General features: G+C 38.3%; 14 protein-coding genes and 6 pseudogenes. 17 read left to right on the plus strand and 3 right to left on the minus strand.

Features of this window, described 5'->3' with window-relative positions:
* Nucleotides 1–72: 72 nt before the first annotated feature.
* A complete protein-coding gene (gene icd, locus LW139_RS08485) occupies nucleotides 73–1326 on the plus strand; it encodes an NADP-dependent isocitrate dehydrogenase (RefSeq protein ID WP_006537208.1) in 1254 nt (417 codons plus the stop codon).
* A 96-nt stretch (nucleotides 1327–1422) separates the two neighbouring features.
* Here the strand turns inward: icd and LW139_RS08490 are convergent.
* A pseudogene (locus LW139_RS08490) lies at nucleotides 1423–2556 on the minus strand (site-specific integrase).
* Nucleotides 2557–2655: 99 nt separating this feature from the next.
* On the opposite strand from LW139_RS08490, the pseudogene LW139_RS08495 reads away from it, so the two are divergent.
* From LW139_RS08495 to LW139_RS08520, 6 genes and pseudogenes are all read left to right on the plus strand, one after another.
* Nucleotides 2656–3767, plus strand: a pseudogene (locus tag LW139_RS08495) (IS3 family transposase).
* Between the two features lie 12 nt (nucleotides 3768–3779).
* Nucleotides 3780–4166 (plus strand): annotated as a pseudogene (locus LW139_RS08500) (antiterminator Q family protein); the annotation flags it as partial.
* Between the two features lie 340 nt (nucleotides 4167–4506).
* Complete coding sequence (gene cspE / locus LW139_RS08505; RefSeq protein WP_006537195.1) at nucleotides 4507–4719, plus strand: transcription antiterminator/RNA stability regulator CspE; 213 nt, start codon at nucleotides 4507–4509, stop codon at nucleotides 4717–4719.
* 7 nt (nucleotides 4720–4726) lie between these two features.
* Nucleotides 4727–4849: pseudogene (locus LW139_RS08510) on the plus strand (cold-shock protein); the annotation flags it as partial.
* Nucleotides 4850–5050: 201 nt separating this feature from the next.
* On the plus strand, nucleotides 5051–5509 hold the full coding sequence (locus LW139_RS08515) for an Hsp20 family protein (protein ID WP_247851051.1): 459 nt from the start codon (nucleotides 5051–5053) through the stop codon (nucleotides 5507–5509).
* Nucleotides 5510–5702: 193 nt separating this feature from the next.
* Complete coding sequence (locus LW139_RS08520) at nucleotides 5703–6863, plus strand: IS30 family transposase (protein WP_247851052.1); 1161 nt, start codon at nucleotides 5703–5705, stop codon at nucleotides 6861–6863.
* Nucleotides 6864–7034: 171 nt separating this feature from the next.
* On the opposite strand, the gene LW139_RS08525 is transcribed toward LW139_RS08520, so the two are convergent.
* Nucleotides 7035–9431, minus strand: a complete 2397-nt coding sequence (locus LW139_RS08525) for an AAA family ATPase (RefSeq protein ID WP_247851053.1) — start codon at nucleotides 9429–9431, stop codon at nucleotides 7035–7037.
* Between the two features lie 618 nt (nucleotides 9432–10049).
* Between LW139_RS08525 and LW139_RS08530 the strand changes: the two genes are divergently transcribed.
* The 6 genes from LW139_RS08530 (at nucleotide 10050) to LW139_RS08555 (ending at nucleotide 13243) form a co-directional block, all read left to right on the plus strand.
* Complete coding sequence (locus LW139_RS08530; protein WP_247851054.1) at nucleotides 10050–10472, plus strand: hypothetical protein; 423 nt, start codon at nucleotides 10050–10052, stop codon at nucleotides 10470–10472.
* A gap of 64 nt (nucleotides 10473–10536) precedes the next feature.
* Entirely contained in the window at nucleotides 10537–10806 is a 270-nt protein-coding gene (locus LW139_RS08535; RefSeq protein WP_046334538.1) for a bacteriophage protein, read from the plus strand.
* Nucleotides 10806–11276, plus strand: coding sequence for a lysozyme (locus tag LW139_RS08540; protein WP_247851055.1), 471 nt, complete (start codon nucleotides 10806–10808; stop codon nucleotides 11274–11276). The genes LW139_RS08535 and LW139_RS08540 overlap by 1 nt, the downstream gene beginning before the upstream one ends.
* A complete protein-coding gene (locus LW139_RS08545) occupies nucleotides 11258–11416 on the plus strand; it encodes a hypothetical protein (protein WP_247851056.1) in 159 nt (52 codons plus the stop codon). Before LW139_RS08540 ends, LW139_RS08545 begins: the two co-directional genes overlap by 19 nt.
* A gap of 2 nt (nucleotides 11417–11418) precedes the next feature.
* Nucleotides 11419–11880: a lysis protein gene (locus LW139_RS08550; protein WP_247851057.1), complete on the plus strand. Its 462-nt coding sequence runs from the start codon at nucleotides 11419–11421 to the stop codon at nucleotides 11878–11880.
* Between the two features lie 152 nt (nucleotides 11881–12032).
* Nucleotides 12033–13243 (plus strand): IS3 family transposase gene (locus LW139_RS08555; RefSeq protein WP_247851058.1). Its coding sequence is split into 2 segments (ribosomal slippage): nucleotides 12033–12375 and nucleotides 12375–13243, totalling 1212 coding nucleotides; the frame shifts between segments, so codons are not numbered across the junction.
* Nucleotides 13244–13270: 27 nt separating this feature from the next.
* Here the strand turns inward: LW139_RS08555 and LW139_RS08560 are convergent.
* Entirely contained in the window at nucleotides 13271–13486 is a 216-nt protein-coding gene (locus tag LW139_RS08560; protein WP_247851059.1) for a KTSC domain-containing protein, read from the minus strand.
* A gap of 612 nt (nucleotides 13487–14098) precedes the next feature.
* On the opposite strand from LW139_RS08560, the pseudogene LW139_RS20730 reads away from it, so the two are divergent.
* From LW139_RS20730 to LW139_RS08585, 4 genes and pseudogenes are all read left to right on the plus strand, one after another.
* Nucleotides 14099–15400: pseudogene (locus tag LW139_RS20730) on the plus strand (IS3 family transposase).
* Nucleotides 15288–15860: a hypothetical protein gene (locus tag LW139_RS08575; RefSeq protein WP_247851060.1), complete on the plus strand. Its 573-nt coding sequence runs from the start codon at nucleotides 15288–15290 to the stop codon at nucleotides 15858–15860. Before LW139_RS20730 ends, LW139_RS08575 begins: the two are co-directional and overlap by 113 nt.
* Before the next feature lie 513 nt (nucleotides 15861–16373).
* Nucleotides 16374–16787, plus strand: a pseudogene (locus tag LW139_RS08580) (lysozyme).
* Nucleotides 16788–17075: 288 nt separating this feature from the next.
* Entirely contained in the window at nucleotides 17076–17453 is a 378-nt protein-coding gene (locus LW139_RS08585; RefSeq protein WP_247851061.1) for a lysis protein, read from the plus strand.
* The last annotated feature ends 19 nt before the right edge of the window (nucleotides 17454–17472 follow it).

Below are 17472 nucleotides of genomic sequence, written 5' to 3' on the forward strand. Positions count from 1 at the left end.
ATAATCAAGTAGTATTGACAGGTCTCTTACAAAAAATTAACAAAGCGTGCGCTTACATGAAAGGAGAGGTAAATGGAAAGCAAAGTAGTTGTTCCGGCTAATGGCGCTAAAATTACACTAGATGCTAAAGGTAAGCTTGTTGTTCCAAATAATCCGGTTATCCCTTATATCGAAGGGGACGGTATCGGTATCGATGTCACGCCAGCAATGTTAAAAGTTGTTGATGCAGCAGTTGAGAAAGCTTACGGCAAAGAACGTAAGATTGAGTGGATGGAAGTCTACACTGGCGAAAAATCAACGCAGGTTTATGGTAAAGATGTTTGGTTACCAGAAGAAACCTTAGATCTTATCCGTGAATATCGTGTTTCTATTAAAGGTCCTCTTACTACCCCAGTTGGCGGTGGTATCCGTTCATTAAACGTTGCATTACGTCAACAACTAGACCTCTATATTTGCCTACGTCCAGTACGTTACTACAAAGGCACACCAAGCCCAGTTAAACAACCTGAACTAACAGATATGGTTATCTTCCGTGAAAACTCAGAAGATATTTATGCAGGTATTGAATGGAAAGCGGGTTCAGCAGAAGCCGATAAAGTGATTAAATTCCTGCAAAATGAAATGGGTGTTACCAAAATCCGCTTCCCACAAGATTGTGGTATTGGTATCAAACCTTGTTCAGAAGAAGGAACTAAGCGTTTAGTGCGTGCAGCGATTGAATACGCGATCGATAACGACCGTGATTCAGTGACTCTGGTACACAAAGGTAATATTATGAAATTTACCGAAGGTGCCTTTAAAGACTGGGGTTATGAATTAGCACGTGAAGAGTTTGGTGGTGAATTATTAGATGGTGGTCCTTGGGTTAAAATCAAAAATCCAAAATCAGGTAAAGAGATCATCGTTAAAGACGTTATCGCTGACGCATTCTTGCAACAAATTCTGTTACGTCCAGCAGAGTACGATGTAATCGCATGTATGAACCTAAATGGTGACTATATTTCCGATGCATTAGCGGCTCAAGTAGGTGGTATCGGTATCGCACCGGGTGCAAATATTGGTGATGAGTGTGCTTTATTTGAAGCAACACACGGTACTGCACCAAAATATGCAGGGCAAGATAAAGTTAACCCTGGCTCAATTATCCTTTCCGCAGAAATGATGTTACGCCACATGGGTTGGACTGAAGCAGCTGACTTAATCATTAAAGGTATGGAAGGCGCGATTGCCGCTAAGACTGTAACTTATGATTTTGAACGTCAGTTAGAAGGCGCTAAACTGCTGAAATGTAGCGAGTTTGGTGACGCGATTATCAAACATATGTAATTGTTGATTTGATAAATAGTTAACGGGAGCTTATTAGTTCCCGTTTATTTTTTGTACTATAAAATTCTTCCCCAAAATATCCCCAAAACTCTTCAATTAAACAGCAATAATTTGCCATTCTTTGCCTCTATCGTCGTGGTATTTATCGGTCATATTTTGTGTTTTATGCCCCAATAATTTTTGTGTATTAATTCCTTGTTCTCGATAAAGTCGTTCGGATAAAGATCGCTGTTCATGGAAAGTTGGTGCCGTACCTTTTTCCCAAGTTAACCCACATTTATCTCGTGCTTTTTTAAATGTTGTGGTTAACGTATTTGGTGTGACTTGTTCACCGCGTTTCGCTTGTGCGGTGGTATGTCGATAATGCACGAGATATTTGCTCACAACGGCATCACGACATTGAGCAACAACATCCCTTAAGGAGAGATTGATAGCTTCACATTTTAGCGAGAGAGGGATGGCTAACTTACTGCCCGTTTTCTCTTGCTGTATATGTAACATATCATCCCAAATATCAGAGAATTTCATTTTACAGATATCACCGATCCGCTGACCTGTGGTTAAAGCCAATAACATGCCGCATTGCAGGTAAGGAGGGTGGTTCTTAGCTTACTGGTAAATAGTGCGCCATTCGTCGCATGTCATGCGTTCTCTTTTCACTCTGTTCCGTGGTTGTTTAGTTGCTTTCGCGGGATTGTAACCAGGCGGAACATAGCCAGCATGTTGAGCTTCTTTAAATACATCAATAAGCACCATGCGAACGACCTGCGCCATTCTTGAATGCCCTAATACTTTGATGGAATCTATTATTTCAGCAATATCTAAAGCGGTTATCTCTTTTAATATTTTCGTACCACAATACTGACGGAATAAATTAATAGGTTTCATTTTTTGTCGATAAGAATTAATTTTTAATTCACCGATATCTAATCTTTCTTTTTGAATGTCTAAATATTTATCCATCCATATATCGACAGATATTTCAGACTTGTTTGTCTTAATTTTTGATAACCGTTCATTAATACTTAATAACTGTCGAGTATGTTGTTCAGCAATAATTGTATTGGCCTGAATGGCAGTTTCTCTCGCTTCTTGCTCGTCAGTGCCTAAGCTATGAAATTTACCGGTGATGGGGTGTTTATATTGCCAATAAATCTTGCCGTTACGTTTATCTAGCTTTCGATATAGATTAGGGATAATAATTTTATGGGTTCGTGGTCGGGCAGCCATCTGTAATTATCCTCTTAAGTCGTTCCGTTGATTTATGATCTGCTTTAATCAAACAGGACACTTTAATAATGGAATATAATCCAATTATTGAGGTGTTAAATGAAAAAACGAACAAATAGATTTTATACCACTGAGTTTAAGCAAGAAGCGGTCGCATTAGTCACCGAGCAAGGTTATAGCGTTCCAAAAGCGGCAGCTTCTTTAGGGATCACCGATAAATTACTTTATAACTGGAAAGCAAAATTCGACGCTGAGCTATTAAGGCTTCGAAAGGAAAACAAAGAACTTAGGATGGAGAAAGAGATCCTAAAAAAAGCCAGCGCCCTCCTGCTAAAGGAAACCAAGTAGCGTTTAAAACAATTAAGCAATTATCTTCACAGTTTCCCGTACTGAATCTCTGCAAATTAATGAAAATAAGCCGTTCTGCCTATTACGCTTGGCTCAAACGCCCTGTAAAACTGATCACAGCAGAACAACTTAGCCTGTACCGTAGAGCCAAAGTTATCTTTGAACAGAGTCGAAATAGCTTAGGTTATAGAACGTTACGTAAACGGTTATGCAAAGAGGGCTTTAGCGCGAGTGCGTATGGCGTTCAAAAGCTAATGGCTCAGCTGGGTCCAGTCGTCACTCAACGCGTTGCTTACAAAGTCACCACAAAGCGCAAACACTGTGATGCAGTAGCCGATAATTTGCTAAATCAAAATTTTAATCCTCATGCGTCTAACGAAGTTTGGGCGGGTGATGTGACCTATTTAAAAACAGGCGAAGGCTGGATGTATTTAGCCATCGTGATGGACTTATATTCTCGCCGTATTGTGGGTTGATACATCGATAAACGAATGACGTCAAATTTAGTCAGTAAAGCTTTGATGAAGGCGTATAACTTACGCCAGCCCGAAAAAGGACTAGTCTTCCATAGTGATAGGGGGTCACAATATACGAGTAAGCGCTATCGTCACTTACTGACAAGTTATGGTATTCGAGCAAGTATGGGCGATGTTGGAGCCTGTTGGGATAACGCCGTTGTTGAACGATTTTTTGGTAGCTTAAAGCACGATTGGGTACTAAAAATCCCACAGCCGACTCGGAAACAGATGAAAGAAGATGTTACCGCGTATATGCGCTATTACAACCTAGAAAGGCTTCATACTGCCAACGGTGATCTGCCATCCATTGAGTATGAACAAAATTCCTTAAGAAAAGTGTCCTGATTTAGTTGCGCAGAACAAGTTTTATCACGTTGGGGAGCGTGGTCAGCTAATGAGGGAAATAGTATCGATTACTCATCAATTGCCACAGGTTTTAAAGGATTAATTCCAAGTTCAAGACGAAGCCGAGAGCGATGTTCAGATGATGATGGCTTAAAAATCAATAAAGCGGCATTACATTTAAAGGTAAATAATAGTTATTTATTTCAGTTGGTTATTATGTGTTATGTGAAGAATTATCCTTTGCGTTCAATGGCTTCAAAACTCGGTATTTCTCATAATGAAGTGGCTAAGCGATTGCAGACAGCGGAAGGATTTATTGAAGGGTGTTTATCGGTTGATAACGTAAAATTAGACATGGATAAAATAATTAGAAAACACCACATTTATAGTCTTGCGTAATTACAAAACACAATATATTGTGTTAATAATGGTTTTGATGTTACATGACTTATCTATTAAAAACCTCGTGAGTGTAGCGGGGTTATGTTTTTTATAGGTCTACTTAAGCTGATTTATCGCTAAAAAATAAAGTTTGCTATCTGCATTTTTCTGTGGCTTAATAACGTCACTGGTTTGGAAGTACAGACCTATTTATGTTAGTAAGTTTAAAGTTGTTCCCGTTTAGCGTTATCCTCGATACCTCTTCATTGTGAATTCCTTCTAATTAATTCCCATAAGTAAAAATACAAAACAAACCGCCTATGCCTTATGGCAAATTAAATAAATTAAAGGAAATTCTATGTCTAATACAATGACTGGTACAGTAAAATGGTTCGATGAAGGTAAAGGTTTTGGTTTTATTACTCCAGCTGATGGCAGCAAAGATGTATTCGTACATTTCTCTGCAATCCAAAGTGATAACTTCAAAACATTAGCGGAAGGCCAACAAGTTTCATTCACCATGGAAAATGGTATGAAAGGCCCAGCAGCAGGCAACGTGGTGGCTCTCTAAAGGCGCTATTACTATTCGCCTCTATTTTAAATGCCCTTGTTGTAGCGGTTCACAATATAGAACATCACAATTTGATGTCACAGTGAATAATCCACGCGGCGCAAAATGTATCTTTTGCAAAAGTGTAATGACAGCTCAAATGAGTTGAGCATTAAATAGTTGAATATACAAAACCTCGCTTCGGCGGGGTTTTTTGCTATCTACAATCCCATGTTGGTTAAAGATAAAAAATTTAGATTTTGGGCCTTGAAAAATTTTTGCTCGTTCATATTTATATTTTGGGTAAATAAGATACCGCTCATAATTCACTAAATACTGAAGGAGGAGTTATATGCCTAACATTAAACCTTTTTCATTATTCCCAACATTATCTGATAACTTACTTTCAAACCGTTTTGATCAGATAGATCGCCTGTTTAGTCAGTTAACAGGCAGTAAGCCTATTGCATCACCTGTACAGACTTATAACCTGAAACAGATTGATGATAACCATTATGAACTGACAGTCAGTGTGCCTGGATATCAAGAAGATGACTTATCGGTTTCATTAAAAGGAAGCCGTTTATTGATTGAAGGGAAAAAAGAAGAAAAATCAGAAGAAGACAATGATAAATGGATCCACCGAGGTATATCTCAAGGACAATTTACGTTGCAATTTGACCTCGGTAAAAATGTTAAAATAGAAAAAGCCAATTTATCAAGTGGACTTCTGACTATTGCTATTGAGTATGAGTTACCGGAAGAAGAAAAACGGCAAACAATAGCGATAGAGAATAAAGATAAAAAATAATTGAGTTAGATAACGTGAATAAGATTAAGGCTACGCATGGTGTGTAGCCTTAATTGTTTTTGTGAGGGGTTTAAATTGTATTAGCTCAGACTTGGGGCTCATAGGTAGAATATTATTAGAAATTACAGTCTGGTTTGAGCTGTGAGTTCAATTAATCAATGCAACGCTATCCTTAAATAAGGAGGGCATTGTTATGAAGCCAAGAAAACGTATTTACTATACACCTGAACAAAAAGCGATTATTTGGGACAGATATAAACAAGGTGATTCTTTACATGAGATAGCAAGAATGTTTGATAGATACCATTCTTCTATTATGCCCACTATTTATCAAACGGGTGGCTTCCGTCCTCCTGTCCGTAAACGCCACAGGTTATCGCTTTCGCTTGATGAAAGAGAAGAAATATCGAGAGGATTAGCAGAAAAGTGCAGTATCAGGGAGATAGCTAAAAAAATATCAAGAGCCCCTTCAACTGTTAGTCGTGAGATCCGCAGACATGGTGGATTAACCAACTACCGTGCAGCAAAAGCGGATAAAAAAGCATGGGATAATGCCTTGAGACCCAAAGCTTGTAAATTAAGTCAAAACCCTACATTGTGTAAAATAATCGCAGAAAAAATGCATCAAGGCTGGTCGCCTGAGCAAATTGCTGGCTGGCTGAAACGCAATAATCCAGATGCTCAGGAGATGAATGTGTCTCACGAAACGATTTATAAAACACTTTTTATACAAACTCGGGGAGCTTTAAAAAAAGAGTTACAGCAATATCTTAGAAGCAGAAGAACGGTACGAAAATCTAGAACCACATCACTTAAAGGAAAAGGATTAGGCTCAATCCCTAATGCCGTTCCTATAAGTGAAAGACCATCGACTGTTGCGGATAGAGCAATTCCAGGCCACTGGGAAGGGGATCTAATTCAAGGCTCTAAAAATTCTTATATTGTCACTTTAGTAGAACGCCATTCACGTTATGTTATGCTAGCTAAAATCAGTGATAATAAAACAACAACGGTGATAGCCACTCTCATTAAACAGGCTCAGCAATTATCCGTTGAACTATATAAAACATTAACTTGGGACAGAGGTGTTGAAATGACCAATCATGCAGTATTTACTGTAGCGACTGATATTCAAGTCTACTTCTGCGATCCTCAGTCTCCGTGGCAACGTGGTTCAAACGAAAATACGAACCGATTGCTCAGACAATATTTTCCCAAAGGTACTGATTTATCCGTTCATAGCCAGCAACGGTTAGACAGCATAGCTAGACAACTCAACGAGAGGCCAAGAAAAACGCTAGGTTACGAATCACCAGCAGAACGATTTAACCAGTGTGTTGCATCCACCGATTGAACTCACAGCGAAGAGCGGAAGTTCATTATTCATACCTGTTTTTAGTTCTACACTCCTTTTGAGAATTACGATTTTTCATACATCAGTAAGCACTTTTCGGTAGGCTCGAGAGGCGCATTCCAGATCCAAATGGCGCCTCACTCATCGCAAAAAACTCTTTGTGCCTTTTTTCTAAGGTGTCCTAGGTGGTTCACCTATGCTCTTCAACAGCGCATTGTATTGATGCGGATCTGCCGTATAAATCTTGTCCAATACGTAATTTGCCACCTTGGAAATTTCTGGAATCTCCACAGGTTTGAATCCACGATCTGGGATCGATTCAAGATGTGAAAATTCGTTGTTAAGTCTATTCACAAGAGCTATTGCAGTCGGATCTTCTTCGCCAAAGAATTTCTTGATTCTCTCGAAGGCATCGTTTTTGTCATCTTGATGCGGGAACTTAAAGAATAAAAATGCCTCAAGAAACTTACGGAGGTTGTTGCCGAATCCATAGAATGGTTCATGAGATTCATTCGCTACACCTTGATTGCGGCACTTGTAGATCTGATGAAATAGGTAGTTGAATTCAGTGATGTAGTCTCGCAGATATGAAGGCATCAATGAAATCTGACTTGCCCCTTCGTTTCTCTCCACGATGAAATGTTGGTATCCACCGTGATTCTTCTCATTAGGAAATGATATTTTCTTTAGATATTTCAAGAAATCTAGGTTGTGGGTGGATATGAAAAGCTGCTTGTAGCGATAGCTGTTTGTTCCGTCTGCATTCTTGATGGGTTTCGCAATCAGGCTTTCAATCAAACTGAACATGAAGAAGATGTGATTCCCGTCTAGGCTGGAAATTGGGTCATCTATATAAATGATCAGATCCTTGCCTTTGCTGTCCGGCTCCTCTAGCTTGGCTATGAAGTAACAGAAAGCAATCAGACTGCATTCGCCTTCACTCAAGTTGTAGGCTGATTTACCATCTCTGGTGATTTCAAACTTAACTGAATTATTCTCAATATTGTCCTTAGCGGCAAGTTTGATGCCATCGTGACCAAAGAAGTGACTAAGCAAGTCATTCACTCGCTTCGCGCCCTTGCGTTCATCCTTCTGTTGGCCCAGTAGGCGGGTCACTTCAGCCTCTTGTTTGATAATTTCGAGTTGTGCCTCGGTAAATACAGTGTTTGCAGTGTCAGAATCTGTTTTGAGACTGGCAATACGCGTTAACTCAGCATCGTAGGTAATGTCTCCAATAAAGGAAGCTACATCGGTAAGTCGAAGAGATTCGCGTGCAATATTTTTATCTTTTCCCAGTGAACTTGTACGGCTGTTATTTCTAGCGATCAGGTCATTGATGTCGCCCACGCATTGCTGAATTGCAATCGGGTCGTGAATGTAGACAGGTATGGCAACCTGCTGAAAAATGGTGTTCTTTCTCTTATCCAATGCAGCCTTCAGAGCTTTGAGATCCTGCATGTAAACTTTCAGGTAATTATCAAGTTTTCTCTTGCTAGCTTCAAATAAGATTTTTTCTTCTGCATAGAACTTATCACCAGTCAAAGCCAAAAAGTTAGGAATGGCTTGGATTTCTGTGGCGATGGAAGACAGGCATGAATCGATACACGACTCCAGATCCGAGGATTCCTTACTAAAGTGAGAGTCTAATACCTGCCAGATGTCATGGGGAAGGCTTTGGCGACAGAAGGCGCAAGTGTCTCGTTTATCTTTATGTAGCGGTATGCCTTGCTTTACCCACGTTTGAAGAGCCGCCTCATTCAACAGTTCCTGAATTGGCAGGGTTGGCTTAATCAATCTTGAAAGGAGTTCTTCAGCTTCCTTGCTTATTGATTCTATGTTGAGGCTTAATGATACGGTATCGGTAATATCAGGTAGGGCCTCTTGCTTCAAGAGGTTGACCTTGGTAGCTTGTTCTTCGGTTGTCAGCGGTATGAAGCTAGGTTTTTTGACAGAGCTAATGTCTCTTTTGATACTGTCTATATTGTAAACAGCAGGGCCGTAGATGCGATTCAGCTTAATCTTACTGTTGGCATGAGAACGAAGTTTGCCTTCCAGAGCATCAGACGCAGTTTTATGAATGCCTTTCGTTCGATCTCGTTCTTTCTTTTTAACTTCAAGTTCATGTCGGAGGCCTGCCTTCGACTCAACACTGCCTAACTTAGTTTGGATTGCGATAATGGCATCTTCGATCTCTTTATTCTTTTCACCAACGATAGCAAACGTCTTGATCTCTCCGTCGCTTTGATTGACCAAAAAGCTTAGGTTATCGCTCACAAAGTCTCGATTGTAGACCCGAACATCGTAGCTATGACCGACAAGGTTTGCCTGTGTTACATCACCGTTATCACCGCGAATAATAAAATTTGGATCCACAAAGTTGTGTGGAATGCGTCCTGTTTCCAAAGCACGGAAAATTCGCGAGAGTGTAGTTTTACCAGAGTAGTTTCGTCCATAGAGAATGTTGAGCCTCTTGAAATTCTGGACATTATTACCTGTATCTTTAAGGCTATTTCTCCAACTAAGTTTTGTGAAACTACCAAAATTATCAATGTCAACCTGACTGAACATGAACACTCCTCTAATGTTGGCTATTAGTTGCCAATTTGCAAATAAACAAATTGTTCATTTAGTTTACTCTAAGATTAAGGAATGTTTGGGCTGGTTATTAATACAGCATAGAACGTATTATATGAAGCGGGGTTCAACATCCATCTAAAGGCCATAAAAAGTTCATAGACATAGCCTAGGGTAATGAAACTGTGTTCTGCTCCGCACAAGCAGATAGAATGGTATCAATATCCACTATTGGCACTGTGTGGACTATCTGATTAGTTTTATCCTTAAATCATAGCAGTATTAGGTTGAATCTGATCACACACATCTAAATTATTAATATGAAACTACCCAACACAAAATAAAAAAATGCCGATACGCTAGGAGTCATATCGGCATATAAAATAAACGCAAGAAGCAATGTAAGTCATGTCGTACTAATTCGTATCAAACCTGTCAATTTGATACATGTGTAATGATAATTATTCTCATTAATATATTCAACCCTAAATTAAATAAGGTTACTTTGTAGCCTTTCCGTCTACGCCGACCACAGAATCAACACCCACTTATACCGTTCACACAAGAGCTGTGAGTCGGCACCTTATTAACTAAATAAATCGGTAAATATTTATGTCAAAAGAGATAAGCGAATTACAGTTTAGTCTTCACTATGCATCAGAAACAGACAGTGAAAAGAATACCTCCGTCATTTTAACGGCGAATATCCATACGGCTGATGGCGAAACTCAACAACTCACACAATTAATTTGTACAACATCTCCCGCAGGTAAAAAACAATATCGAATCGGTACACAAAAGATTAATGATGCAGGCGACCCATTGCTGGTGGCGATTGAATCCTATTGGCGCAAAAACATACAAGAGAGTTGTGTTTATTTGTTAGAGAAAGCGAAGCAATTTATTCAAGGACACTTACAACAAACGAATACATGGATATCTATGTATGGTCTTGTGATTGTTTCTAATGCGTCACTTGAAGAGCAGTTGCCTGAAGGTTTATTAAAGGTACTTAAAGTATCAATACCCGCCTAATTTTTTATCGTTTCATTTTTAACTCTCACACTAATCATCAACGGACACTCCTCTGGGGGTGACTATGCGTATGGAAAAATTAACCAATGTAACTTATGGAACAGCAGGCCTAACGGCCTTTTTTGCCAGTCTCTCATTATATGAATGGGGATTTGTTATCGGGATGGCGTTTAGCATGGTTTTAGGTTTAGCCACTTATTTTATGACTCGTCGAGAACAACGAAAACGCACTCAATTATTTGAAGAGCTTGTTCGTCATGTTGACCCACAAAACCCGACCGAAACCTTAAAAAGGCTTGCTGAATTAATGGTAAAAGCGCCAAAGGATATTTAATGTCTCTCAAACAGAAAATAGCTGCGCTAACAACAGCAGGAGCCACAGCAATAGCGTTAGTAGTAATAGCACATTTTGAAGGTGTACGTTATGAACCTTATCGTGATGTGGCAGGTGTTTTGACGGTTTGTTATGGGCATACAAGCAAAGACATTATTCAGGGTAAGAGATACACACAACAAGAATGTGATGCGTTATTACAAAACGATTTTATTAAGACACAACAGCAAGTCGATGCATTAATCAAAGTACCACTTGATGACTACACCAAAGCTGCTTTATATTCCTTTGCTTTTAATGTGGGAACAACTGCATTTGCTCGCTCAACATTACTCAAGAAACTAAATGCAGGTGATAGAGCTGGTGCCTGTGAAGAAATGAAACGTTGGGTATATGCGGGTGGAAAGGTTTGGCGAGGGCTTGTCAGTCGTCGAGAGGCGGAGTCAGCACTATGTCATGGAAACCTTTAATCATCATTATCAGCTTTATCCTTGCATTACTCATTACAGTCGCTGGTGGCATTTATCTCTCAATTGATAATTCATGTATTAACGACAAAGTCAGTTTAGAAAAACGCTGTCAAATTGCACTCTCATATCATCGGTATTAATCATGAAATACGGAAAACTCTATGCCGTCATCGCGATGGTAGGCATTATTGTGGGTGGCTATTGGGTGATTAACAGGCAAGCTAACAGAATTAATCTGTTAGTAGAAACAAACAAAGAACTAACGATTGCTCTCGAAGAACAAAAGTCTATTAATACTGATTATCAAGCACGCATAATGCGATTAAACCAACTGGATATTCAATATACGCAGGAGCTAGCGAATGCTAAGAATGAAATTAGTCGCTTGCGTGATATTAGCGAGCGTCATCCTGAGCGGGTGTATATCAAAGCCGAGTGTCCCAAAAGTGAAACCACTCCCGCCACCAGCATGGATGATGCAACCACCACCAGACCTACTGACACCGCTATCCGAAATTATTGGTTACTCAGAGAGCGAATTGCAGAGTCAGAGCAAATGATATTGGGACTGCAAGATTACATTAGAGTGGTGTGTATACGATGATCCGGTCATAATTAATTGAAGGAGTTTACTTAGAAGTGGTAAATAAATTTATTCGATAAATTGAAAAAAGCGGGATGTTCCCGCTTTAATTAATTATCCTGACCCGTCCTGAATAAGGTTGACACTTTTCCAATCTGAAATTGGAGAATGTAATGAAACCAATCACTAAACGAACTCAACGCGATTATTCTCTCGCTTTTAAATTACAGCTTGTTGACCAAGTTGAAAAAGGCGAAATAACCTATAAACAAGCCCAAGATCACTATGGTATACAAGGATGCTCTACTGTTTTAGTTTGGCTTCGTAAGCATGGTAGGTTAGATTGGTCAAACGGTACCCCTGATACTTTTTATAGAGGTTCAGCTATGACCCAATCTTCTGAACAACAAACGCCGGAACAACGCATTAAGATCCTTGAAAAGGAACTTGAAGAAGCTCGGCTTAAATCCGATTTTTTCGAAGCTGTGGTTAAAGTCATGGATAGAGACTTTGGAGTTCGTTTGTCAAAAAAGCGCAAAGCCGAGTTATTAAAGAAAAAACGGTTAAAAACCTCACCGTAACAATTGCTTGCCGTTTTATGCAGATCAGCCGACAGGCTTATTACAAGAGGCTGGATAGAACTGAGGAACGAAAGAAAGCAGATTCGGCCATTATTGATGTTGTTAAATCTGAACGAGTCTTACAACCTCGACTGGGTGGGCGTAAATTACATTTTATTTTAAAGCAAAAACAGATGGTTATTGGTCGTGATCGGCTATTTTCTTTATTGAAAGAACATCAGTTACTGGTGCCTAATAAACGGGCTTATCATCGAACAACCTTAAGCCATCATCGTTTTCATCGGCATCCAAATTTAATTAAGTCAGGGTTTATCCCCACACAACCAGAACAGCTTTGGGTGGCAGATATTACCTATTTATCGACGCATGAAGGTGATACTTATTTAAGTTTAATTACGGATGCGTATTCACGAAAAATCGTGGGATATCATTTAGATAACAATATGAAAACAAGTTCAGTGAAGAAATCGTTGGTTCAGGCGTTAAAAAAACGGACTTCGACAACTTCGTTAATCCATCATTCAGATCGAGGGATACAGTATTGTTCTTCGGAATATCAGGAGATACATAAAGAGCATAATATTCAATGTTCTATGACTGATGGGTATGATTGTTATCAAAATGCCTTAGCAGAACGAATTAATGGAACATTAAAAATGGAGTATCTACTGATAAAACCGAGTAATCTAGAACAAGCAAGAAAATTAGTAGAAGAATCAATTCAACTCTATAATGAAAAACGGCCACACTTATCGTTAAACTATAAAACGCCCGATGAAGTACATCGAGCGTTTTATGCCTGAAAAGTTGTCAACCTATATCAGGACTAGTCATCCAATTTTACGAAACTTATAGTTTGCTTTTTTAATATTCACATCAAAATATTGACCTTTTGAACTTGCATTCATTAAGTCTTGATGAATTTTGGGTGGAACATTTAAGTATTGATAAACACCGCCACTATGGAACGCTATTTCCAAGGTTTGAGTCGCTTGATCGTAACCAACAGAATGAAGGTTTGAAGATGAGACGGGAACACGATTCAATTTTTAAATCTCCTATTAACGGGGGAAAATCCCTATAAAATATTAAAATATTTTAACTAAAATAACTTCGACATTGATCACGAACACCTAATAATCAGTAATTAGTACATCGTTGCTCTTTTTAGATACAATGATAATATAAAGAAAATTTTAATAATTATTGGTGGGGTACCTAACATAATTAATGAAATATTTTAAATACCAACACTTACCTGCCCACTTGCAAGAAGTTAATAAGCAGAATGGTTATTAGCTAAAAAAATAAATGAATAATTATCTGACAGTACTGAAAAATTAGGTGAGTTTTATAATTTATTGAAGGTTAAAGGTAGCTTTGTTCATATTAAATTAGGCTAGTAATAACAAACATGCAAATAGGCGGTATTAAAACTGCCTGACCTTATAAGTTATTTATATGGATAGCCATCAGTTAATCGCTGGTGGCTTTTTTTATACACATTTCATCGCTCATTCACAGAGCAATTCACAAACGTCGAATCCGATCACTTTGATATGAGCCTTCGAGGAAGTCAGCTATAGCTGTAGTGGTTTAATAAATTTGGCCACCTGAATAGAGGTGATATGCTTACCTCAAACAATAAAGGTGCCTTAATGAAAAAACGAAATTTCAGTGCAGAATTTAAACATGAATCTGCTCAGTTAGTTGTTGATCAGAACTACACTGTTGCTGACGCAGCTAAAGCCATGAATATCGGTCTTTCCACTATGACCCGATGGGTAAAACAGTTGCGCGATGAACGGGCTGGCAAAACGCCGAAAGCCTCTCCCATCACGCCAGAGCAAATTGAAATACGTGAACTCAAAAAGAAACTTCAACGTATTGAAATGGAAAATGAAATATTAAAAAAGGCTACCGCGCTCTTGATGTCAGACTCCCTGAACAATTTACGTTAATCGGAAAGCTCAGGGCGCGTTATCCCGTAACCACTCTCTGCCATGTATTCGGGGTTCATCGCAGCAGTTATAAATACTGGAATGCCCGTCCTATTCAGCCTGATAGAAGACGCACCGTATTGCGCAGTCAAGTTCAGGAACTACACAACATCAGCCATGGCTCTCACTCTCTGCCATGTATTCGGGGTTCATCGCAGCAGTTATAAATACTGGAATGCCCGTCCTATTCAGCCTGATAGAAGACGCACCGTATTGCGCAGTCAAGTTCAGGAACTACACAACATCAGCCATGGCTCTGCTGGGGCAAGGAGTATTGCCATAATGGCAACGTTCAAGGGCTTCCCAATGGGGCGTTGGCTTGCTGGTAGGCTCATGAAATAGCTCGGCCTTGTAAGTTGTCAACAACCGAAACACCGCTACAAACGTGGCGGACAAGAACATATTGCTATATCGAATCATCTCGAACGTCAATTTGCAGTGACTGAGCCCAATCAAATGTGGTGTGGCGATGTCACCTATATCTGGACAGGCCAACGCTGGGCGTATCTCGCCGTTGTTCTCGATTTGTTCGCCAGAAAACCGGTGGGCTGGGCAATGTCGTTCTCTCCGGACAGTCGATTGACCATCAAAGCGCTGAAAATGGCGTGGGAAACTCGGGATAAACCAGCAGGGATGATGTTCCACAGTGATCAGGGTAGCCACTATACAAGTAATCAGTTTCGGCAGTTACTATGGAGATATCGGATCAAACAAAGTATGAGTAGACGCGGAAACTGCTGGGATAATAGTCCAATGGAGCGCTTCTTTAGGAGCCTGAAGAACGAGTGGGTACCCATGACTGGCTACATAAGTTTTAGTGATGCTGTCCATGCAATAACGGACTATATTGTCGGGTATTACAGCGTACACAGACCTCACGAATATAACGGAGGATTATCACCAAACGAATCCGAAAAGAGATACTGGAAAAACTCTAAAACGATGGCCAGTTTTAGTTGACCACTACAGTAAGTTTTTTGACGGTGTATCAGATATAGTGTATGAATTTACTGATGGCGATATTAATTTTGGTGGAGATCCCGTTAAAGAGAGAATTCAGAAAGGATTTGAATTTTTAGGTTTGAATGAGAGTCATGGTGAGATAGGTTATGATGTTATTGATATGACTGTTAGCGTATATAATGGATTCGCTACTTTTGCTAAATATGATTCACCTAATCGTATTATTCATTTACCTGTCACGATGGGCGGGAGAACTTATAGAGCAACACATTTTGATCGGTTGTTTATCAGTAAAGGTACTCGCTTATTTCGTTGGAGTTCATTAGATTTTAAGCGAAAATTTAGTGTTCATAGCAATCCTATATTACTCACTACTTTAGGCTATAATATTGGGAAACTTATCTTAATATTGAAAAAATATAACAACGAAGAATTAGCTATTGAAAATATTAAATAAATTAGATTAATACTCTAATTAAAAACAGATCATTTTTTCATTATATAGGTCATTACTGCAATTTTCTTTACTCTAAAGAATAAAATTAGTGATATTTTATTCTTTATACAATCATAGATAGTAATTACTAAACTCATGGTGAAGTAAATAAAAACTAAAACTAAGAATGAATAGAATAGATGAGGTGTAGATTCTGATGTAATTATGCAAATAAAAACTATAGTAAGTGAAATAAATAATCCTTCAAATAAGATACGATCAAAGATAAATGTGTCAAAAAACCATTTTTTAAAATTTTCTTCTTTATTGTTTTGGTTGTTGTAAGTTTGATTTATTTTTTTATATCTTTATCCGATAAGTTGTTCATTATTTTATCTATATCGAATTTTTTCATTATATTTTTATCTCTAAATTATATCTTTATATCCAATAATAACATAATTAAATATAAAGTTAAATTATAAGATTTAATTATATTTATGAAGTGATGCTTTTTAATAAAAAGGATTTTAAGTGAAATTAAAACGAAAATTAATTGTATTAAGTAGCACCAGTGCCATTACTATAGCCTTAACCCTTATTAGTTATTTGGAAGGAATAAAATACAAATCCTATTATGATGTTACAGGTGTTTTGACAGTTTGCTATGGCCATACTGGCAATGACATTATTTAAAATAGAATATACACACAACAAGAATGTGATGTATTCTTACACAAGAGTTTTATTAAAATACAACGACAAGTTGATGCTTTAGTTAAAGTATTTCTCGATAATCATACTAAAGCCTCTTTATATTCTTTTGCTTATAATGTTGGAATAACAACATTTGCACGTTCTACTTTACTCAAAAAATTAAATGTGGGTGATCAACATGGTGCTTGTGAAGAAATGAAACATTGAGTTTATGCTGATGGAAAAGTATAGAAGGGTTTAATTAATCGCCGTGAAATGGAATCTGCTTTATGTCATGGAAATCTTTAATTATTGTATTGTGTTTTATTATTACTCTTTTTCTTATTGTTATCTTCGTTGTTTCCTTCTCAATTGATCCTTCATTGTTCCAATGATAAAGCGAGTTTAGCTAAACGCTGTCGACGCGCTATTACTCATCATAGGTATTAATCAATAATGAATTGGAAAGTTTATATCGCGACTATGGCGATAGTTATCATTGCGGGTGGTTATATGGTAGTAAATGAGTAATCAAAAAAAATGAATAGATTAAACGATGCTAATAAGGAGCTAGCCAGTCGTTTAAAAGAGCTAGTGAATATAAATTACGATTATCGAAAACGGGTAACTCTATTAAATCAGCTCGATATTAAACACACTAAGGAATTAGTTAATGCGAAAAAGGAAATTGATGGGTTGCGTATTTTGGCTGATCGTAATCCTAAGCGAATGAATATCAGAGCAGAGTGCCCCTCCCGTATCATCACAAAATTCACCTCCAGCATGGATGATGCAATGCCCACGAGACCTACTGACACTGCTCTCCGAAATTATTGGCTATTTAGAGAAAGAATTGCCAAGTCTGAAAGAATGATTAAGGGATTGCAGGAATATATAAGATATGAGTGTTCACAATAATGAAATTATTCAAATGAAC

Source organism: Proteus vulgaris, assembly GCF_023100685.1.
Classification (GTDB): Bacteria; Pseudomonadota; Gammaproteobacteria; order Enterobacterales; family Enterobacteriaceae; genus Proteus.

What these genes read in the sequence shown, in the direction of transcription:
- LW139_RS08530 (WP_247851054.1), top strand. Translation starts at nt 10,050, where the DNA reads ATGTCAAAAGAGATAAGCGAATTACAGTTTAGTCTTCACTATGCATCA.
- LW139_RS08585 (WP_247851061.1), top strand. Translation starts at nt 17,076, where the DNA reads ATGAATAGATTAAACGATGCTAATAAGGAGCTAGCCAGTCGTTTAAAA.
- LW139_RS08520 (WP_247851052.1), top strand. Translation starts at nt 5,703, where the DNA reads ATGAAGCCAAGAAAACGTATTTACTATACACCTGAACAAAAAGCGATT.
- LW139_RS08540 (WP_247851055.1), top strand. Translation starts at nt 10,806, where the DNA reads ATGTCTCTCAAACAGAAAATAGCTGCGCTAACAACAGCAGGAGCCACA.
- LW139_RS08525 (WP_247851053.1), bottom strand. Translation starts at nt 9,431, where the DNA reads ATGTTCAGTCAGGTTGACATTGATAATTTTGGTAGTTTCACAAAACTT.
- LW139_RS08535 (WP_046334538.1), top strand. Translation starts at nt 10,537, where the DNA reads ATGCGTATGGAAAAATTAACCAATGTAACTTATGGAACAGCAGGCCTA.
- LW139_RS08515 (WP_247851051.1), top strand. Translation starts at nt 5,051, where the DNA reads ATGCCTAACATTAAACCTTTTTCATTATTCCCAACATTATCTGATAAC.
- icd (WP_006537208.1), top strand. Translation starts at nt 73, where the DNA reads ATGGAAAGCAAAGTAGTTGTTCCGGCTAATGGCGCTAAAATTACACTA.
- LW139_RS08545 (WP_247851056.1), top strand. Translation starts at nt 11,258, where the DNA reads ATGTCATGGAAACCTTTAATCATCATTATCAGCTTTATCCTTGCATTA.
- LW139_RS08550 (WP_247851057.1), top strand. Translation starts at nt 11,419, where the DNA reads ATGAAATACGGAAAACTCTATGCCGTCATCGCGATGGTAGGCATTATT.
- cspE (WP_006537195.1), top strand. Translation starts at nt 4,507, where the DNA reads ATGTCTAATACAATGACTGGTACAGTAAAATGGTTCGATGAAGGTAAA.